The sequence below is a fragment of the Streptomyces sp. NPDC060205 genome (assembly GCF_042728395.1).
Classification (GTDB): Bacteria; Actinomycetota; Actinomycetes; order Streptomycetales; family Streptomycetaceae; genus Streptomyces.
Genome location: NZ_JBHWZP010000035.1, coordinates 1 through 18,098 on the forward strand (window position 1 = coordinate 1; position 18,098 = coordinate 18,098).

General features: G+C 69.4%; 19 protein-coding genes. 10 read left to right on the top strand and 9 right to left on the bottom strand.

Annotation, left to right across the window (positions count from 1 at the left end):
- Positions 1-212 precede the first annotated feature (212 nt).
- From ACFWGJ_RS08955 to miaB, 3 genes are read right to left on the bottom strand one after another with little or no spacing between them, the layout of a single operon-like run.
- The gene (locus ACFWGJ_RS08955) at positions 213-971 is read right to left on the bottom strand and encodes a class III extradiol dioxygenase subunit B-like domain-containing protein (protein WP_387321974.1); all 759 of its coding nucleotides are present in this window, start codon (positions 969-971) and stop codon (positions 213-215) included.
- A gap of 34 nt (positions 972-1,005) precedes the next feature.
- Entirely contained in the window at positions 1,006-1,275 is a 270-nt protein-coding gene (locus ACFWGJ_RS08960) for a hypothetical protein (RefSeq protein ID WP_387321976.1), read from the bottom strand.
- A 35-nt stretch (positions 1,276-1,310) separates the two neighbouring features.
- On the bottom strand, positions 1,311-2,831 hold the full coding sequence (gene miaB, locus ACFWGJ_RS08965; protein WP_387321978.1) for a tRNA (N6-isopentenyl adenosine(37)-C2)-methylthiotransferase MiaB: 1,521 nt from the start codon (positions 2,829-2,831) through the stop codon (positions 1,311-1,313).
- Positions 2,832-2,965: 134 nt separating this feature from the next.
- On the opposite strand from miaB, the gene ACFWGJ_RS08970 reads away from it, so the two are divergent.
- The gene (locus tag ACFWGJ_RS08970) at positions 2,966-3,961 is read left to right on the top strand and encodes a TAXI family TRAP transporter solute-binding subunit (RefSeq protein ID WP_387321980.1); all 996 of its coding nucleotides are present in this window, start codon (positions 2,966-2,968) and stop codon (positions 3,959-3,961) included.
- A gap of 153 nt (positions 3,962-4,114) precedes the next feature.
- Here ACFWGJ_RS08970 and ACFWGJ_RS08975 read toward each other — a convergent pair whose 3' ends face one another.
- Positions 4,115-5,521 carry an ATP-binding protein gene (locus ACFWGJ_RS08975; protein WP_387321983.1) on the bottom strand — a complete coding sequence of 469 codons (1,407 nt, stop codon included), beginning with the start codon at positions 5,519-5,521 and terminating at the stop codon, positions 4,115-4,117.
- 9 nt (positions 5,522-5,530) lie between these two features.
- Entirely contained in the window at positions 5,531-6,217 is a 687-nt protein-coding gene (locus ACFWGJ_RS08980; protein ID WP_387321985.1) for a response regulator transcription factor, read from the bottom strand.
- Positions 6,218-6,530: 313 nt separating this feature from the next.
- On the opposite strand from ACFWGJ_RS08980, the gene ACFWGJ_RS08985 reads away from it, so the two are divergent.
- From ACFWGJ_RS08985 to ACFWGJ_RS09020, 8 genes are all read left to right on the top strand, one after another.
- A complete protein-coding gene (locus ACFWGJ_RS08985; protein WP_387321987.1) occupies positions 6,531-7,307 on the top strand; it encodes an amino acid ABC transporter ATP-binding protein in 777 nt (258 codons plus the stop codon).
- A gap of 58 nt (positions 7,308-7,365) precedes the next feature.
- Positions 7,366-8,211: a glutamate ABC transporter substrate-binding protein gene (locus ACFWGJ_RS08990; RefSeq protein WP_387321989.1), complete on the top strand. Its 846-nt coding sequence runs from the start codon at positions 7,366-7,368 to the stop codon at positions 8,209-8,211.
- Between the two features lie 90 nt (positions 8,212-8,301).
- The gene (locus ACFWGJ_RS08995; protein WP_387321991.1) at positions 8,302-8,967 is read left to right on the top strand and encodes an amino acid ABC transporter permease; all 666 of its coding nucleotides are present in this window, start codon (positions 8,302-8,304) and stop codon (positions 8,965-8,967) included.
- A complete protein-coding gene (locus ACFWGJ_RS09000) occupies positions 8,964-9,860 on the top strand; it encodes an amino acid ABC transporter permease (protein WP_387321993.1) in 897 nt (298 codons plus the stop codon). The genes ACFWGJ_RS08995 and ACFWGJ_RS09000 overlap by 4 nt, the downstream gene beginning before the upstream one ends.
- 203 nt (positions 9,861-10,063) lie before the next feature.
- Positions 10,064-11,659 (top strand): FAD-dependent monooxygenase, encoded by a 1,596-nt coding sequence (locus ACFWGJ_RS09005; RefSeq protein WP_387321995.1) that lies wholly within the window; start codon positions 10,064-10,066, stop codon positions 11,657-11,659.
- 104 nt (positions 11,660-11,763) lie between these two features.
- Positions 11,764-11,835 (top strand): putative leader peptide, encoded by a 72-nt coding sequence (locus ACFWGJ_RS09010; RefSeq protein ID WP_309544753.1) that lies wholly within the window; start codon positions 11,764-11,766, stop codon positions 11,833-11,835.
- Between the two features lie 81 nt (positions 11,836-11,916).
- Positions 11,917-12,468 (top strand): cysteine dioxygenase, encoded by a 552-nt coding sequence (locus ACFWGJ_RS09015; protein WP_387321997.1) that lies wholly within the window; start codon positions 11,917-11,919, stop codon positions 12,466-12,468.
- Positions 12,465-12,884: a rhodanese-like domain-containing protein gene (locus ACFWGJ_RS09020; protein WP_387321999.1), complete on the top strand. Its 420-nt coding sequence runs from the start codon at positions 12,465-12,467 to the stop codon at positions 12,882-12,884. Before ACFWGJ_RS09015 ends, ACFWGJ_RS09020 begins: the two co-directional genes overlap by 4 nt.
- Before the next feature lie 232 nt (positions 12,885-13,116).
- On the opposite strand, the gene recX is transcribed toward ACFWGJ_RS09020, so the two are convergent.
- The 4 genes from recX to ACFWGJ_RS09040 all read right to left on the bottom strand — a co-directional run bounded on the left by recX (position 13,117) and on the right by ACFWGJ_RS09040 (position 17,069).
- Positions 13,117-14,142 carry a recombination regulator RecX gene (recX, locus tag ACFWGJ_RS09025; protein WP_387322001.1) on the bottom strand — a complete coding sequence of 342 codons (1,026 nt, stop codon included), beginning with the start codon at positions 14,140-14,142 and terminating at the stop codon, positions 13,117-13,119.
- Positions 14,143-14,145: 3 nt separating this feature from the next.
- Positions 14,146-15,261 (bottom strand): recombinase RecA, encoded by a 1,116-nt coding sequence (gene recA, locus ACFWGJ_RS09030; RefSeq protein WP_387322003.1) that lies wholly within the window; start codon positions 15,259-15,261, stop codon positions 14,146-14,148.
- A gap of 271 nt (positions 15,262-15,532) precedes the next feature.
- The gene (locus tag ACFWGJ_RS09035; protein WP_387322005.1) at positions 15,533-16,813 is read right to left on the bottom strand and encodes an AI-2E family transporter; all 1,281 of its coding nucleotides are present in this window, start codon (positions 16,811-16,813) and stop codon (positions 15,533-15,535) included.
- A 61-nt stretch (positions 16,814-16,874) separates the two neighbouring features.
- Complete coding sequence (locus tag ACFWGJ_RS09040) at positions 16,875-17,069, bottom strand: DUF3046 domain-containing protein (protein ID WP_210889294.1); 195 nt, start codon at positions 17,067-17,069, stop codon at positions 16,875-16,877.
- A gap of 80 nt (positions 17,070-17,149) precedes the next feature.
- Here ACFWGJ_RS09040 and ACFWGJ_RS09045 point away from each other — a divergent pair, with 80 nt between their 5' ends.
- Entirely contained in the window at positions 17,150-18,094 is a 945-nt protein-coding gene (locus ACFWGJ_RS09045; protein WP_387322007.1) for a hypothetical protein, read from the top strand.
- Positions 18,095-18,098 lie beyond the last annotated feature (4 nt).

The following is an 18,098-nucleotide window of genomic DNA, read 5'->3' on the forward strand; positions in this document are numbered from 1 at the left end:
ACCCCGGGGTGCGTTCTCGGCTGCGGGCCGGTGGGGGCTGGTCGCGCAGTTCCTCGCGCCCCTGGAGGGCGGGGCTGCGCCCCTGGCCCCCGGGGGGGGTTGTCGGGTGCGGGGTGGTGGGGGCTGGTCGCGCAGTTCCCCGCGCCCCTGACGGGGCTCCCGGGCCTGTCGACAATTCCCGTCCGCCGCGCGACGGGAATTGCCAGACAGGCCTACGACCAGGTGGCCACCACGTAGCCGACGCCGTAGGGCGCGTCCTCGTACAGCAGGCAACCGCTGAGGGGCGCTCCCTCGGCCGCGCCCGCCAGGACCTGCCAGGGGGCCCGGCCCGACGCCTTCAGTTCGTAGGCCAGCTCCACGTCCAGGGACTTGAGGGCGGCCACGTCCGCCGTGGCCAGCGCGCGTGCGACCTCCGCGTCGAAGGGCGCCGCCCGTTCGTCCAGGTAGCCCGGCGCCTTGAGCGTGCGGCACGCGCTGGAGTCGCCCATCACCAGCAGTGCCACTCTCCCGGGGCCGGCGGCGATCTGCCGCCCGACTTGGATACACCGCTCGGCGGCAAGTGGTTCCCCCACGCCGAGGCCCTCGACAGGAGCGTCGGACCAGTCCGTACGGCCGAGGAGCCAGGCGGCGACCGCCAGTGAGGCCGGCAGCACTCGTCCGGCGGCCGCGGAGGCGGGCTCGGCCGGGGCCTCGGACACCCCGGTTCCGTTTCGGAGACCGTTCCCGCCCAGCCGCACGTCGAGGTCCACACCGAAACCGCGGAACGAACCGCGCGAGCCCTCCGGATAAGGTCCGCGCCCGCTCTCCTCGGCCGGTCCCACGACCACCAGCCGGTCCGGGCGGGCGGCGGCCAGTACCCCCAGGGCGTCCGAGCAGGCGGCCCGCGCGGCGTCGAGTTCGGGCGCGGCCCCCGCGGCCACGTCGGGCACGAGCAGGGGCGGGCAGGGGCACACGGCGGCGGCGACAAGCATGATCGGCAGCGTAACCCCGAGCGGCGGCCGGGTGTCAGTCCTCGATCAGCACGTCGGTGAGGTCGATGAGGGTGAGCACGAGAACAACCAGTTTGCCGTCGCTGATCACGTACTCGACGAACAGGTTGCGCGACAACGCGATCTCACGCGTCGCCTCGTCACCGCGGACGGAATGGGAGAGCTTGTGCCGCGGCTCGGTCACCAATATGGCCAGACCGCGCTCCAGCACTTCACGCCGGTCGGCGGGCAGGCTGTCGCGCACCTGGGCAGCCTCTTCGGTGAACGCAACTCTGTAGGGCAACACGTGATGCTCCTTCCCGCCCGTAATGTGCCAGGACGTCAGTCCAGGCCGCAACCACTGCCCGTGGCGACCGGCAGCGGCTCCGGGACGCCGATCTGCGGCAGCCCCAGCATGACGCCGGCCGGCTTCGCGGCCTCGGCGGTGTTGCGCTTCTCCCAGGCGTCCCCCGCGCGCGTGCGGCGCACGTCCAGCGGGGCGCCCTCGGCGAGGAGGTGGTGCGGGGCGGCGTACGTGATCTCCACGGTGACGACGTCCCCGGGGCGGACCTCGGTGTCGGGCTTGGTGAAGTGCACCAGGCGGTTGTCGGGGGCGCGGCCGGAGAGGCGGTGTGTGGCGCCGTCCTTGCGGCCCTCGCCCTCGGCGACCATCAGCTCCAGCGTGCGGCCGACCTGCTTCTTGTTCTCGTCCCAGGAGATCTCCTCCTGGAGGGCCGACAGGCGCATGTAGCGCTCCTGCACGACCTCCTTGGGGATCTGCCCCTCCATGGTGGCCGCCGGGGTGCCGGGGCGCTTGGAGTACTGGAACGTGAAGGCCTGCGCGAAGCGGGCCTCACGGACCGCGTGGAGGGTCTGCTCGAAGTCCTCCTCGGTCTCGCCGGGGAAGCCCACGATGATGTCGGTGGTGATCGCGGCGTGCGGGATCGAGGCACGGACCTTGTCGATGATCCCGAGGAAGCGCTCCTGCCGGTACGAGCGGCGCATCGCCTTCAGGACGCTGTCCGAGCCGGACTGCATCGGCATGTGGAGCTGCGGCATGACGTTCGGGGTCTCGGCCATCGCGGCAATGACGTCGTCGGTGAAGTCGCGCGGGTGCGGCGAGGTGAAGCGCACCCGCTCCAGGCCGTCGATCTTCCCACAGGCCCGCAGGAGCTTGCTGAAGGCCTCACGGTCGCCGATGTCGGAACCGTAGGCGTTCACGTTCTGGCCGAGCAGGGTGATCTCGGAGACGCCTTCCCCGACAAGAGCCTCGATCTCGGCGAGGATGTCGCCGGTCCTGCGGTCCTTCTCCTTGCCGCGCAGCGCCGGGACGATGCAGAAGGTGCACGTGTTGTTGCAGCCCACGGAGATGGACACCCAGGCCGCGTACGCGCTCTCGCGGCGGGTCGGCAGCGTCGACGGGAACGCCTCCAGCGACTCGGCGATCTCGACCTGCGCCTCCTCCTGGATGCGAGCGCGCTCCAGGAGGACGGGGAGTTTGCCGATGTTGTGCGTCCCGAAGACGACGTCCACCCAGGGCGCCCTCTTCACGATGGTGTCGCGGTCCTTCTGGGCGAGACAGCCGCCCACGGCGATCTGCATGCCGGGCCGCTTCGTCTTCATCGGCGCGAGCCTGCCGAGGTTCCCGTAGAGACGGTTGTCGGCGTTCTCCCGCACCGCGCAGGTGTTGAAGACGACGACGTCCGCGTCACCGTCGGATCCTTCGGGAGCACGTACGTAACCGGCGCCCTCCAGCAGCCCGGACAGCCGCTCGGAGTCGTGGACGTTCATCTGACATCCGTAAGTGCGTACTTCATACGTTCTGGTCAGGTCCACTGCCCGGCTCCGGTCGCTGCTGCTCATGCGACAAGGGTAGGTGGTGCCCGGAGTGCGCCCCGCCCCATGGGTCCCGCGTGCGCCCCGCCCAGGGAGCCCCGCGTGCGCTCCGTAGACACCGCCCTGGTCATCCGTGCCGGTGAGCTGGCAGGATCGCGCGCATGTTCCAGGCACTCTCCCCCCTCGGCCGACGCCGGGCCCTGCAAGGCTCGGCCGCCGCCTTCGTGGCCTTCGGTCTGCTCCTGTGGTGGCTGCTGCCGCTGGGCGAGAGCTCGCCGGGCGGAAAGGTCGTCTTCAGTACGGGGACCCGGACCGGCGTGTACCAGCTGTACGGAAACCTGCTGCAGGACGCGCTCGCCAAGGACATGCCCCGCCTGGAGGTCGATCTGCGGCAGAGCGAGGGCTCCCAGGAGAACGTGGCACGGGTGGCCACCGGAAAGGCCGACTTCACCATCGCGGCGGCCGACGCGGTCGAGAAGTACAAGAACAGCGGCAAACCCGGCGCGGACCAGCTGCGCGGCTGCGCGCGGCTGTACGACGACTACGTGCACGTGGTCGTTCCGCAGGACTCCCGTGTGGACTCCATCGCGGACCTCAAGGGCAAGAGGGTGGCGATGGGGCAGCCGGGTTCCGGGGTGCTCCTGATCGCGGAGCACGTGCTCGCGGCGGCGGACCTCGGCCCGAAGGACGTCAAGCCGGTGTACGCCGGTATCTCGAAGATGCCGAAGATGCTGGAGGAGAAGAAGATCGACGCGTTCTTCTGGTCCGGCGGACTCCCCACCGGCGCCGTGAGCGAGCTCTCCAAGCGTTTCGACATCAAGCTGGTCCCGATCACGGCCGACCTGGTCGAGAAGCTGCACAAGCCGGGCGCGGGGTCCAGCTACTACCGGTCGGCCCTCATGCCGGCGGACACCTACCACGGGGACCGCAACGAGGTCGCGGTGCAGACGGTGGCGGTGGCGAACCTGCTGGTGACGCGGGCCGGGACGGACGCGACCCTCACCGAGGGAATGACCAGGACGGTGATCAACAGCCGCGACCGCATCGGCAAACAGGTGCACGCCGCACAGCGCGTGGACCTGAGGACCGCCATCTACACCGACCCCCTGGATCTGCACGAGGGCGCACAGCGCTACTACCGCTCGAACAAGCCGTAGCCGGCCGGGCGGATACGGGCAGGTGCACGCGCCTTTCCTGACCCCGCGGAGGGGCTCGCCTGACCCCGTGGGGACCCCGGCCTCGGAACGCCCCGCGCAGGCCCATGCGGCCCATGCAGGTTTGCAGGCCCTCTGAGGCCCCTGTACGCCCGCTCAGAGCCCGGACATCGTCCGAGGGACCGTAACCGTCACCTTGAGCCCGTGCGGCTCGTGGTGGGCGTACGCGATGGAGCCGCCGCCCGCCGAGAGCAGCGCCCGGGAGATCGACAGGCCGAGTCCTGAGCCCTTGATGTTCTGGTGGCCCGCGCTGCGCCAGAAGCGGTCGCCGACGCGGGCCAGGTCCTCGTCGCTCAGGCCGGGTCCGTGGTCGGTGACGACGATCGTCGAGACCTCGCCGTTCGAGGCCACCGCGACCTCGACGGACTCCCCCTCGGGTGTGAACTTCAGTGCGTTGTCGATGACCGCGTCCAAGGCGCTGGAGAGGGCGACGGCGTCGACCCACGCGGTCGTGGCGGGACACGTCCCGACGAGCCGTACGCCCTTGTCGTCCGCGACCGGCGACCAGGACGCCACGCGTTCGGCGGTGAGCTCGCCGATGTCGGTGAGCCGCAGGTCGGCGTCGGCGTGCTCGGCGAGGGCGAGGTCAAGGAGGTCGTCCAGGACGTGGGCGAGGCGCTTGCCCTCCGTACGGACGGCGCCGATCTCCTCGTTGCCCTCGGGCAGTTCCAGTGCGAGCAGTTCGATGCGCAGCAGCAGGGCGGACAGGGGGTTGCGCAGCTGGTGCGAGGCGTCGGCGACGAAGGCGCGCTGCTGCTCCAGGACTTCCTGGACGTTGTCGGCCATCTCGTTGAAGGACCGGGCCAGCCGCCTGAGTTCCGGCGGTCCGCCTGCGGCGGCGACCCGGGACTTCAGACGGCCCGTCGCGATGTCGTGGGTGGTGGCGTCGAGGACGCGCACGGGCCGCAGCACCCAGCCGGTCAGGCGCAGCGCCGCGCCGAGCGCGAGGAGCATCGCGCCGATCTCGCCTGCGCCGATGACGAGCCAGCCGTGCAGGATCCTGGAGCGCATCTGTCCGGTGGGCGAGTCGGTGACCACGACCGCGACGACGTCACCGTCCCGGATGACGGGGGACGCGACGACGAGACGGTCCCGCTGCCACGGCCAGACCTGCTCCGGGTCATGGCTGCGGCGGCTCTGGAGCGCTTCGTCGAAGGCGGCGCGGATCTCGCCCTTCCTGGGGATGGTCCAGTTCTCGGGCGCGTTGGCCATGATGTCGTCGTCGCGGTAGAAGACACCCGCGTTGATCCCGTACAGCTTCTGGTATGTGCGCAGTTCCTGCCGGAGTGTCTCGCCGCGCTGTTCGGTGGCGCTGACCCGTGAACCCTCCGGGCGGTCGGCCACGAACTGCGCCAGGGACGCGAAGCGCGCCGTGTCGTCGATGCGGTCGACGACGACCTTCTGCTGCTGGGCGGCCGCCAGGCTCGCGGCGAGGGGGATGCCCAGGGCGAGCAGGATGGCCGCCATCAGGACGATGAGCAGCGGAAGAAGACGTGTGCGCACCTGGACCCGCTACGCGGCGGGCGCGACGAGCCGGTAGCCGACGCCGCGCACGGTCTCGATCAGGGCCGGCATCCGCAGCTTGGAGCGCAGCGAGGCGACATGCACCTCCAGGGTGCGGCCGGTCCCCTCCCAGCTGGTGCGCCAGACCTCGCTGATGATCTGCTCCCGCCGGAAGACCACGCCGGGCCGCTGGGCGAGGAGCGCCAGCAGGTCGAACTCCTTGCGGGTCAGTTGGACGACCGAACCGTCGACGCTGACCTGCCGGGTGGGCAGCTCGATGCGTACGGAACCCAGGTGCAGCGCGTCGTCACCGGGGGCCGCCGTGTCGTCGGGGACGGTGCGCCGGGCGACGGCGTGGATACGGGCGAGCAGTTCCCCGGTGTCGTACGGCTTCACCACGTAGTCGTCGGCGCCGAGGTTGAGTCCGTGGATCCGGGAACGTACGTCCGCGCGCGCGGTGACCATGATCACGGGCGTGCTGGTCCGCTTGCGGATCTTGCCGCAGACCTCGTACCCGTCCTGGTCGGGCAGCCCGAGGTCGAGGAGCACCACGCCGAAGCCGTTGCCCTCCGGAACGAGGGCCTGGAGGGCCTCCTCGCCGCTGCGGGCGTGTGTGACGGCGAAGCCGTGGCGCGCGAGGACCGCGGACAGAGCGGCTGCTACGTGGTTGTCGTCCTCGACGAGGAGCAGTCTCATTACGGCCCCCTTCAGTTCATCGTTCGTACGTCGTCGGTGCATGAGCGGTGGATAGACATGCGTTCCCGGTGGTCGGACACGGCCACGCGCGCGTGTCACCTGGCAGTCAGGCCGATGGACGCCGATGGCGTCAAGCATGTTCGGGGCGCGGCCCCCATCCGTTACGCAGCCGGTACGCGCCCGAGGCGGGCTTCACGAAGAGTGTCTGTTTGCCGCCGGATCGTTATGCTCAATTTCCCCTCAGATGTAATGACGCTGATCGTGCGGCGTTACTACTGTCCTCCGCAACCGAGGAGGACGGAGCTAGAGGCCGATGACCGAAGTATCGGTGACCAAGGACGCCCTGCCCGCGGCCGACGATCTGGTCGTGCTGAAGAACGTGAACAAGCACTTCGGTGCGTTGCATGTACTTCAGGACATCGATCTGACGATCGCCCGTGGTGAGGTTGTCGTGGTCATCGGACCCTCCGGGTCCGGAAAGTCCACCCTGTGTCGCGCGATCAACCGCCTGGAGTCGATCGAGTCGGGAACGATCACGATCGACGGAAAGCCACTGCCCGAGGAGGGCAAGGCACTCGCCCGCCTGCGTGCAGACGTCGGCATGGTCTTCCAGTCGTTCAATCTGTTCGCGCACAAGACAGTGCTCGAAAACGTGATGCTGGGCCAGCTCAAGGTTCGTAAGGCGGACAAGAAGGACGCCGAGGAGAAGGCCCGCGGTCTGCTCGACCGGGTGGGTGTCGCCGCTCAGGCCGACAAGTACCCCGCGCAGCTCTCCGGCGGACAGCAGCAGCGTGTCGCGATCGCCCGGGCGCTGGCGATGGGCCCCAAGGTCATGCTCTTCGACGAGCCGACGTCGGCTCTCGACCCGGAGATGATCAACGAGGTCCTGGAAGTCATGCAGCAGCTCGCGCGTGACGGAATGACGATGGTCGTGGTCACCCACGAGATGGGATTCGCCCGTTCGGCGGCCAACCGCGTCGTCTTCATGGCGGACGGACGCATCGTCGAAGAGGCTGTGCCGGATCAGTTCTTCAGCAATCCGCGCAGTGACCGGGCGAAGGACTTCCTGTCGAAGATCCTGCACCACTGACGACCTACGGCACCCGCACGCCGGATCGCACTTCTTCACCACTCAAAGGATGTTCACCATGAAGCTCCGCAGGGTCACCGCCGCCTCGGCCGCCGTCCTCGCACTCGCCGTCGCCGCCACCGCGTGCGGTTCCGACGACAAGGACGACAGCAGCTCCTCTTCCTCCGGGGGCGGCAACAAGAAGATCACCATCGGCATCAAGTTCGACCAGCCCGGCATCGGCCAGAAGACGCCGGACGGCTACGCGGGCTTCGACGTCGACGTGGCGACCTACGTCGCCAAGAAGCTCGGCTACAGCGAGGACCAGATCACCTGGAAGGAGGCGAAGAGTGCCGACCGCGAGACCATGCTCCAGCGTGGTGACGTCGACTTCATCGCCGCCTCCTACTCGATCAACGACGAGCGCGCCGCGAAGGTCGACTTCGCCGGCCCGTACCTCCTGGCCCACCAGGACGTCCTGATCCGCTCCGACGACAACTCGATCAAGTCGCCGGAGGACCTCAACAGCAAGAAGCTGTGTTCGGTCACGGGCTCGACCTCGGCGCAGAACGTCAAGGACAAGCTCGCCCCGAAGGCCCAGCTGCAGCAGTACCCGACGTACTCCGCGTGTCTGACCGGTGTGCAGAGCGGTGCCATCGACGCGCTGACCACGGACGACTCGATCCTCGCCGGCTACGCCTCGCAGGCGAGCTTCAAGGGCAAGTTCAAGCTCGGCGGCTTCAAGATGACCAACGAGAACTACGGCATCGGCGTCAAGAAGGGCAGCGACCTCAAGGCCAAGATCAACACGGCCCTTGAGGCGATGGTCGCCGACAAGTCGTGGGACAAGGCCGTGGAGGCCAACTTCGGCCCGGCCGAGTACAAGAACGAGCCCGCCCCGAAGATCGGCAACGTCGTCAAGTAAAGCGGGATCCGTCCTGACCGGTGCGTCGCCCTCCTGGGGCGGCGCACCAGTCAGGAGGAGCCCTCCCCACACGCGGAAGCGCGGGAGATCGTGTTCGATTTTCTTGAAGGTTACGACTTGTGGGCAGCCTTCTGGACGACGGTGAAACTGACCGTGTTGTCCGCCGTAGGCTCCCTGATCTGGGGAACTCTGCTGGCCGCCATGCGGGTCGGCCCGGTGCCTCTTATGCGCGGTTTCGGAACCGCCTATGTCAACATCGTGCGGAACATTCCGCTGACTGTGATCATTCTGTTCTCCTCGCTGGGCCTCAGCCAGACGCTGGGCTTCAACATGGGCTCCAGCAACTTCGACGACGTCAACTTCCGGCTCTCGGTCCTCGGCTTGGTCCTCTACACCTCGGCGTTCGTGTGTGAGGCGCTGCGGTCCGGCATCAACACCGTGCCGGTCGGCCAGGCGGAGGCGGCCCGCGCCATCGGTCTGAACTTCACCCAGGTGCTGACGCTGATCGTGCTGCCTCAGGCGTTCCGTTCGGTCGTCGGTCCGCTGGCGAACGTCCTGATCGCGTTGACGAAGAACACCACGGTGGCCGCCGCGATCGGCGTGGCCGAGGCAGCGGCGCTGATGAAGGAGATGATCGAGAACGAGGCGCAACTCCTGCTGATCTCGGCAGTGTTCGCCTTCGGATTCATTTGTCTGACACTGCCGACCGGTCTGATCCTCGGTTGGGTGAGCAAGAAGGTGGCGGTGAAGCGATGAGCTCGGTCCTCTACGACTCGCAGGGCCCGCGCGCCAAGCGCCGGAACGTCGTCTTCACGGTGGTGTTCTTCGCCGCCCTCGTCGCGGCACTGTGGTGGGTCTACAAGACGCTGGACGACAAGGGCCAGCTGGAGTGGGTGCTGTGGAAGCCCTTCTTCACCGGCACCGAGGCCTGGACGGTGTACATCTGGCCCGGCCTGAAGAACACCCTGATCGCCGCGGCGCTCTCGATGATCATCGCTCTGCCGCTCGGTGCGTTCTTCGGCATCGCCCGGCTGTCCGACCACGCCTGGGTCCGTGTGCCCGCCGGCGCGGTGGTGGAGTTCTTCCGCTCCATCCCGGTGCTGATCCTGATGATCTTCGCCAACGCGGCGTACTCCGAGTACACGAACGTCAGCTCGGACGACCGCCCCCTGTACGCGGTCGTCACCGGCCTGGTGCTGTACAACTCCTCGGTCCTCGCCGAGATCGTCCGGGCGGGCATCCTCTCGCTGCCCAGGGGACAGGCCGAGGCCGCGTCGGCCATCGGTCTGCGCAAGAACCAGGTCATGCGGTTCATCCTGCTCCCGCAGGCGGTCACGGCGATGCTGCCGGCGATCGTCAGCCAGCTCGTGGTGATCGTGAAGGACACGGCGCTCGGCGGCGCGGTCCTCACCTTCGCCGAGCTGCTCGCGGCGGCCAACACGATGAGCGCCTACTACGGCGCGAACACCATCGCCAGCTTCACCGTCGTCGCCGTGATCTTCATCGTGATCAACTTCACGCTCACGAGCTTCGCCGGCTGGCTGGAGACCAGGCTGCGGCGCGGCAAGAAGTCCACGGGTGCGGTTCTCGGCGCGGACGCGGTCGAGGAGCTCAACACGCCCGGCGAGCATGTGGACGGCCAGAAGTAGGCACCCCCTGCGAACAGGGCACGCCCGACGCAGAACTGACGAGATGTGAGCAACCGGAGGCAGTGGCGTCGTCGCCACTGCCTCCGTCACTTGACGCAAGCACCGGCAATAGGTTGCATACGTTCTGTGATCGTGTACCCCGCTCCACCTGCAAGTCCCGGTAGGACACCCAGTACGGCTCTCCGGGCAGGGGGCACCACGCCGTGGACCCGGTGATCATCGTCGGAGCGGGGCCCGTAGGACTCACGCTCGCCCTGGCGCTGGCGCGTCAGGAGGTCCCTTCGGTCGTCCTGGACGAGGGCCCCGGCAAGGACGAACAGCGGCTGGCACGTACGGCCGTCCTGCGCGAGGACACGGCCGCGCTGATCGGCCGGCTGACCGGCTTCCCCGTCGCCGAGACCGGCTTCCGTTGGGCCGGATGGCGGTCGATGCGGCGCAAGCAGGTGATGCGGGAGATCACGTTCGGCGAGGACGATCCCACGCTGCTGCACCTCCCCCAGCACGTTCTCACCGCGGCCCTGCGCGAGGCGATCGGCACCGAACGCCTGGTCAAGGTCGCCGTGGACAGCCGTCTCGACTCCCTTGAACAGGAAGCCGCCGGCGTCACCGCGCACACCCGGGGCCCCAAGGGCACCTGGTGGCGCGGCAGCTACCTCGTCGGCTGCGACGGACCCCGCTCGACGGTACGCAAGCTCCAGGACATCCGTTTCCCCGGACGTACGGCCGTGGAACGCCACGCCGTCGCAGCACTTCGTACGGAACTCCCCTGGCCCGGCGAAGCGTTGCTGCACCGCATGCCACCGTGGCGGACCTCGGGCCCTCCGGTCTCCGAGGTGACCGCGCGCCCCCTCGCCGACGACGTGTGGCGCATGGACTGGCTGCTGCCGCCGGGCAAGGACCTGGTCACCCCGGACCTCTTGGTGGCACGCGTCCGGGAGACCCTCGCGGGCTGGAGCGGGGGCACCACCCCGCCGTACGAGCTGCTCGACACCGGGGTCCACACGGTCCACCACCGGCTGGCGCGGCGCTGGCGGGCCGGCCGGGTCTTCCTCGCCGGGGACTCGGCGCACCTGCTCGGCGCACTGGGCACCCAGGGCCTCGACGAGGGACTGCGGGACGCCGACAACCTCGCGTGGAAGCTGGCCCTCGCCTGGCACCACGGTCCGCACGAGGCACTGCTCGACAGCTACCAGGTGGAGCGGCGCGCGATCGTCGCCGCGCGCCTGCGCGCCGCCGACCAGGCACTGCCGCTGCTGCGCGGTGGAGGACTGCGTTCCGCGGTGCCCGGGGCGGCCCGCGGCCATGACGCCCTCCTCACGGACGGCCACCTGGGGCGCGGCCCACTTGGCGCGCCGGGGGCGTACGCCGATTCACCGCTCGCACCTCCGTACGCCGAGTCCGCGGTCGAGGTCGACACGGCGCCCGGTGCCGCGATCACCGATGTACGGGTGACCGCCGAGGACGGCTCGTCCGTGGCACTGCGCGACCGGCTGGGGCGGGGCGCGCTGCTCGTGCTGCTCATCGCGCCGGGAACCGTGGTGTGGGACCGCAAGCACTGGGTGACGGCCGGGATCATGCCGCGGCTCGCCGCCGCCGTGACCGCGCTGCCGCACCGGGCCGAACTGCTGGTCGCCGAGAGCTATCCGGGCGCGGCGGCGCACACCGTGCTGCTGATCCGCCCGGACGGACACCTGGTCACGGCGTTCGGCGGGGTGCGCCCCGCCGACCTGTACGAGGCCGCCGAGGCGGCCCTGGGTGGCCCCCGGACCACCGCGGAGGCGCCCGCGGGCAAGCCCTGAAAGGGGCTTGTGACCCCTGGGAAGAGGGCCACTGTCCAACCAATGACACTGAGTTGACCGGCCCGCACCGTCATGGTGTACTCCGGATCGTGACCGACACCTGTGTGCGCCTGTGGCGGAGGGTCCATATGGACCTCGTCCGCTATGCGGGCTGCGTGTGTCGCCCGTCCTGCTGAATTCGCATCTTCTGCAATCTCGCGCGTGAGGCCCTTCGGCTGCCGCGCGCACCCACGCGAACGCTCATCAGGACGGTACCCGTGTCTGTGTCACCCTCTGCTCCCGCTTCCGCCGGTTCCGCCGCCTCCACCGAGGCCCGTACGCCCACCCAGGCCGAGCTGCTGGACTTCGTACGGCGCACGGCCGCCGACGCCGAACTGATCGCCTCCCTGCCGCTCGACCCCGAGGGCCGTACGTGGGTACGTCTCGAAGGTCCCGGCGGAAGCGAGGCGTGGCTCATCGGCTGGCCGCCCGGGACGGGCACCGGCTGGCACGACCACGCCGAGTCGGTGGGCGCCTTCCTCACCGCGTCCGGCGAACTCAAGGAGAACTCGCTCGTCGCCCGGCTGCCCACCGACGGCTGGAAGACCCTCGAACTCAACGAGGGAATCGACCGTGAGCGCCGGCTGTCGGCCGGCAAGGGCCGCTCCTTCGGCCAGCACCACGTGCACGAGGTGCTCAACGAGTCCACCGAGGAGCACGCCGTCTCCGTCCACGCGTACTACCCGCCGCTGCCCCGGATCAGCCGCTACAGCCGCACCGGCCAGGTGCTGCGCCTGGAGCAGGTCGAGCGCCCCGAGGACTGGCAGTGACGGCCGAACACCCCGTGGGCATCGACGAGTTGTTGGAGCGGGTCCGTACGGACCTGGACCGGGTCGAGGCGGAGGCCGCCCACGACGCCGCCCGGACGGGCGACGCGCTGCTCGTCGACATCCGGTACGCGGCACTGCGCGAGCGCGACGGCCTGATCCCCGGCGCGCTCGTCGTCGAGCGCAACGAACTGGAGTGGCGGCTCGATCCGCAGGGCAGCCATCGCGCCCCCGAGGCCACGAGCCACGACCTGCGTGTCGTGGTCGTCTGCAACGAGGGCTACGCGTCGAGCCTCGCGGCCGTCTCCCTGCGACAGCTGGGACTGCACCGGGCCACGGACCTGGTGGGAGGCTTCCAGGCTTGGCGATCGGCGGGACTGCCGGTGACCACGGCTCCGGCTGCTTCGGCCACGGCCTAGAAGGCGTCGGCCTGCGGCTGCGGCACCGTCTGTGCACAGGCATCTGTGCACAGCGGTCGCCCGGCGTCCTGAGAGGGCACCCCCTCACTCCGAACCCGAGCGCGATGGGCGCCCCCGCGCGTGCACCGTGCCTAGCCGCCCCTGTCACTGCCCCCTCATCACAGGGCGCGCATCACAGGGCCCGAAAACCCCTCGTTGAAGCCCCTGGGCCGTCCTGGAACCGTCGGCCCCCTCAGAACTCCTCGTCGCCGAGGAACTCCGTGTCCTCACCCTCTTCCGCAAGCGCCTGCCGGACCACGCGCAGGGCGGTGCCCTGGGAGTAGCCCTTGCGGGCGAGCATGCCCGCAAGACGCCGTATGCGTTTGTCGCGGTCGAGACCGCGTGTGGAACGCAGCTTGCGCTCCACGAGTGCGCGTGCGGTCTCCTCCTCCTGGTCGGAGTCGAGTTGTGCGACCGCCTCGTCGATCAGCGTGGGGTCCACGCCCTTGGTCCGCAGTTCCTGGGCGAGTGCCCGCCGGGCGAGCCCCTTGCCGTGGTGGCGGGACTCCACCCATGCCTCCGCGAAGGCGCTGTCGTTGATCAGCCCGACCTCTTCGAAGCGTGACAGCACCTCGTCCGCCACGTCGTCCGGGATCTCGCGCTTGTGCAACGCGTCCGCCAACTGCTTGCGCGTCCGCGCGGTCCCGGTGAGCAGGCGCAGACAGATCGCCCGCGCCTGCTCAGCCGGGTCCTTCGACTGCTCCGCCTTCTCGGCCCTCGACGAGGAAGGGGCGCCTCCGTCCTGTGCGTCGCCGGACGCCTCTCCGAAGCCGCTACGCCGGCCCCGCCCCCGCCGGGCGCGGCCTCCACGCCCCGGGGCGCCCTCGTCCCGCGCCCCGCCGTTCCGGTCTCCTCCGTCCGCGCCCCCGTTCCCGTACGGCCACTCACCGACGCCGGACCCTGAGCCGGCACCCGATGAACCGCCACTTTCCCGCGAACCGTCACCGCGCGACATGCCACGGCCGCCTCGCCGACCACCTGCAGACCGGCTGTCCCCGCGCTCGCCGTATCCCCCGTTCGTGCCTGTGCCCGTGCCCGATCCCGAGGCGCCGGGACCGAACGGCTCGTCCCCGCCGTACGGTCCACCGTCCTCGTACACGCTGCCGTCTTCGTCCTCGCCACCTCTGCCGGCAGAGCCGAAGTCTCCCCCGCGACCCTGGCCCTGCCCTTGAGGAGCGACGGGGTAGACGTACTCGGCCCAGTCCGTTCGTCGTGTCACGGACTAGCTCTTGGCCGCCGCGGCCTTGGGCTTGACGGTCTTGGCCGCGGGAGCGGGAACAGTCTTCGCGGCCTCCCCCGCCGCGTCCGCGCCCGGTTCGGCAGCGGGCTTGTCCTTCTCCGCCTTCACCCCGACGCCCAGCTTCTCCAGGATCTTCTTCTCGATCTCGTTGGCCAGATCGGGGTTGTCCTTGAGGAAGTTGCGCGCGTTCTCCTTGCCCTGGCCGAGCTGGTCGCCCTCGTACGTGTACCAGGCGCCGGCCTTGCGGACGAAGCCGTTCTCCACGCCCATGTCGATCAGGCCGCCCTCGCGGCTGATGCCCTGCCCGTAGAGGATGTCGAACTCGGCCTGCTTGAAGGGCGGCGCGACCTTGTTCTTGACGACCTTGACGCGGGTGCGGTTGCCGACCGCGTCGGTGCCGTCCTTCAGGGTCTCGATACGACGGATGTCGAGACGCACCGAGGCGTAGAACTTCAGCGCCCGGCCACCGGTCGTGGTCTCCGGCGAGCCGAACATCACGCCGATCTTCTCGCGGAGCTGGTTGATGAAGATCGCGGTGGTCTTCGACTGGTTGAGCGCGCTGGTGATCTTCCGCAGTGCCTGGCTCATCAGACGGGCCTGCAGACCCACGTGCGAGTCGCCCATCTCGCCCTCGATCTCCGCGCGGGGCACGAGGGCCGCGACGGAGTCGATGACGATGAGGTCGAGCGCGCCGGAGCGGATCAGCATGTCCACGATCTCCAGAGCCTGCTCGCCGTTGTCCGGCTGCGACAGGATCAGGTTCTCGATGTCGACGCCGAGCTTTTTCGCGTACTCGGGGTCGAGGGCGTGCTCCGCGTCCACGAAGGCCACCTGGCCGCCGGCCTTCTGCGCGTTCGCCACGGCGTGCAGGGTCAGGGTCGTCTTGCCGGAGGACTCCGGGCCGTACACCTCCACCACTCGGCCACGCGGCAGGCCGCCGACGCCGAGTGCGACGTCGAGGGCCGTCGAGCCGGTGGGGATGACCTCGATGGGCTCGTTCGGCCGCTCGCCGAGGCGCATCACCGCGCCCTTGCCGAATTGCCGTTCAATTTGTGCGAGCGCGGCGTCGAGTGCCTTCTCGCGGTCGGTTCCTGCCATGGGTTCCACCCGATTTGCTTGTGTCGATCGCTTCACGTCAAAGACGCTAACGCCTGCCACTGACAATCCGCCCCGACGCCCGTCCAGCCTGTGGATAACTCGGGCACTTCCGCATGAAATCCCCGCCCGCATCCCGTTCCGGGCTTCGCCAGAGCCTCCATAAGAATGGATGTTCGATTTTGATGTCAAGCGCATCCCGCACCGGGGCGGGGGTGTGTCGCGGCCGTGCCGCCGAACCGTTCCGGGGCCGTGCGGGCGGCCCGGAACGACCTCAGGAAGAGGCGCGGGGCCCGTCGCCCTCACTCTGCGGCGGCCCCTGGGAGTCTCCGCTCTCCCGGGAGCCTCCGCGCAGCAGCTGCCGTACACGCTTCAGAAGGGTGCCCGAGCCCCGTTCGCGGCGCCCGTGCACCCGCGGGTCGTCCGTGACGGCGTACCGCTTCACGTACGCCCCCAGGAAGGCCTGCAGGGTGGCGACCGCCGGGATGGCGATCAGTGCGCCGACGGCTCCGAGCAGGGCGGTGCCCGCGATGACCGACCCGAAGGCGACCGCCGGGTGGATGTCCACGGTCTTCGCGGTCAGCTTGGGCTGCAGCACGTAGTTCTCGAACTGCTGGTAGACCACGACGAAGACCAGCACCCACAGCGCGTACCAGGGGTTGACCGTGAAGGCGATCAGCATCGGCAGGGCGCCCGCGAGATACGTACCGATCGTGGGGATGAACTGCGAGACCAGTCCCACCCAGACGGCGAGCACGGGTGCGTAGTCCACGCCGAGGAACTCCAGCAGGACGTAGTGCGCCAGGCCGGAGACGAGCGCCATCAGGCCGCGCGAGTAGAGGTACCCGCCGGTCTTGTTGACGGCGATCTCCCATGCGCGCAGGACCTCCGCCTGCCGGGACGGGGGCAGCACCGAGCACAGCGCGCGCCGCAGCCGCGGGCCGTCGGCGGCGAAGTAGAACGCGAACAGCGTGATCGTCAGGAGCTGGAAGAGGCCGCCCAGCACCTGCGCGGACACGTCCAGGACGCCGGTGGCGCTGTTCTGCACGTACTTCCGGAGCCAGTCGGAGCGCAGCAGGCTGTCCTGGATGTCGACGCGGCTCAGCTCGGTGTGGAAGGTGGTGTTGATCCAGCTGATCACCGACTCGACGTACTTCGGGAAGTCCTCGACGATGTCGATGATCTGCCCGGCGAGCATCGAGCCGAGCAGTGTGATGAAGCCCGCGCTCACGATCATCGTGATGAGGAACACGAGCCCGGTGGCCAGCCCTCTGCGCATGCCGAACGAGGACATCCAGCTCACCGCGGGCTCTATGGCGAGGGCCAGGAAGAACGCGATCAGGATGTTGATCAGCAGCCCGGTCAGCTGATGAAAGGCCCAACTGCCCAGTTGGAAGCAGGCGATGAGGGTAAGGGCGAGCACCATGGCCCGCGGCAACCAGCGCGGCATGCGGCTGCCCCCCTCGGCCGCGCCTCCGGCCGGGGGCCTGGGAGGTGTCGTGCCGAGCGGTGATGCGTGCTGTCCGACCTGCGCGGTCTCGTCTGTCGATGCCACGGGCCAAGTCTCGCCCACGTCAGGGGCAATCGACCCCACTCCCCGGGATCTTCGTGATCGCTCAGCGCGATTCGTGGGGAACGTTCACCGCCGTACACACCGCGCGCCACACGTCCTTCGCCTCCCAGCCCGCGTCCAGCGCCTGCCGCACCGTACGCCCGCCGAGTTCCGACATCACATGATCGCGCGCGAAGGTGTCGGCGTACTCCGTACCGAAGTGCTCCGACATCCGCTCCCAGAAGACCGTCAACCGCATGACTCCATTATCCCGCCCCTGAGAGTGGGCCCTGGCCGGGACCGCTTGCCGAGAACGCTTTCCGCCCTACGGTCTGACCCATGGCCGAAACAGGAGCATCCCCACTCCCCCCGACGCCCCCGGCGCACACTCCCGTCGCCCGCGCCGAGCATTTCGTCTGGCTCACCGCGCGCGTACTGGAGCAGCGGCGTTTCGCGTACCACTTCCTGGACGGCGGCGCGGACGCGGTCGAGACCGCGCTGTCCGCCTACCGCAACGAGGACGACGGGTACGGCCACGCGCTGGAACCCGACCTGCGCGGCCCGGTCAGCCAGCCCCTGCACGTCGGGCACGCACTGCGCGTCCTGGACTCGATCGGGCGCTGCGGCGGACAGCGGGTGGAACGCGTGTGCCGTTACCTGACCTCCGTGTCGACGCAGGACGGCGCGCTTCCGGCGATCCGTCCCAGCCAGCGGGGTTATCCGTCGGCCCCCTTCGTCCCGATCGTGGACGACCCGCCCAGCGAACTGCTCGCCACCGGCCCCGTGGTGGGCCTGCTGCACCGCAACGAGGTGTGGCACGCCTGGCTGTTCCGGGCCACCGACTTCTGCTGGCAGGCGGTGGAGTCCCTGGAGAAGACACATCCGTACGAGATCGAGGCCGCCGTGGCCTTCCTCGACTCCGCCCCCGACCGGCCGCGCGCGGAGGCGGCCGCCGACCGCCTCGGCCGTCTGGTGCGCGAACAACGACTGGCGGTGCTGGATCCGGAAGACCTCGACGCGTTCCCTGTGGCACCCGGTTACGCGCCGGGGGAACACCACCTGCCGCACGACTACGCGAAGACTCCGGGCTCCCTCGCGCGCGCGTGGTTCACCGACGAGGAGATGACCCGCTCCCTGGGCTTCCTGAGAAAACAGCAGCAGGAGGACGGCGGCTGGCCGATCCGCTGGCGCCAATGGGCCCCTGGCACGGCCCTGGAGGCCCGCCCCATGGTCACGATCGAGGCCCTGCGCACCTTGAGGGCACACGGCCTCCCCATCAGCTGACGCC

Coding starts and splice junctions, on each gene's coding strand:
- ACFWGJ_RS08955 (WP_387321974.1), bottom strand. CDS start 971: ATGCTTGTCGCCGCCGCCGTGTGCCCCTGCCCGCCCCTGCTCGTGCCC.
- miaB (WP_387321978.1), bottom strand. CDS start 2,831: ATGAGCAGCAGCGACCGGAGCCGGGCAGTGGACCTGACCAGAACGTAT.
- ACFWGJ_RS08970 (WP_387321980.1), top strand. CDS start 2,966: ATGTTCCAGGCACTCTCCCCCCTCGGCCGACGCCGGGCCCTGCAAGGC.
- ACFWGJ_RS08980 (WP_387321985.1), bottom strand. CDS start 6,217: ATGAGACTGCTCCTCGTCGAGGACGACAACCACGTAGCAGCCGCTCTG.
- ACFWGJ_RS08985 (WP_387321987.1), top strand. CDS start 6,531: ATGACCGAAGTATCGGTGACCAAGGACGCCCTGCCCGCGGCCGACGAT.
- ACFWGJ_RS08990 (WP_387321989.1), top strand. CDS start 7,366: ATGAAGCTCCGCAGGGTCACCGCCGCCTCGGCCGCCGTCCTCGCACTC.
- ACFWGJ_RS09000 (WP_387321993.1), top strand. CDS start 8,964: ATGAGCTCGGTCCTCTACGACTCGCAGGGCCCGCGCGCCAAGCGCCGG.
- recA (WP_387322003.1), bottom strand. CDS start 15,261: ATGGCAGGAACCGACCGCGAGAAGGCACTCGACGCCGCGCTCGCACAA.
- ACFWGJ_RS09040 (WP_210889294.1), bottom strand. CDS start 17,069: ATGCGGTTGACGGTCTTCTGGGAGCGGATGTCGGAGCACTTCGGTACG.
- ACFWGJ_RS09045 (WP_387322007.1), top strand. CDS start 17,150: ATGGCCGAAACAGGAGCATCCCCACTCCCCCCGACGCCCCCGGCGCAC.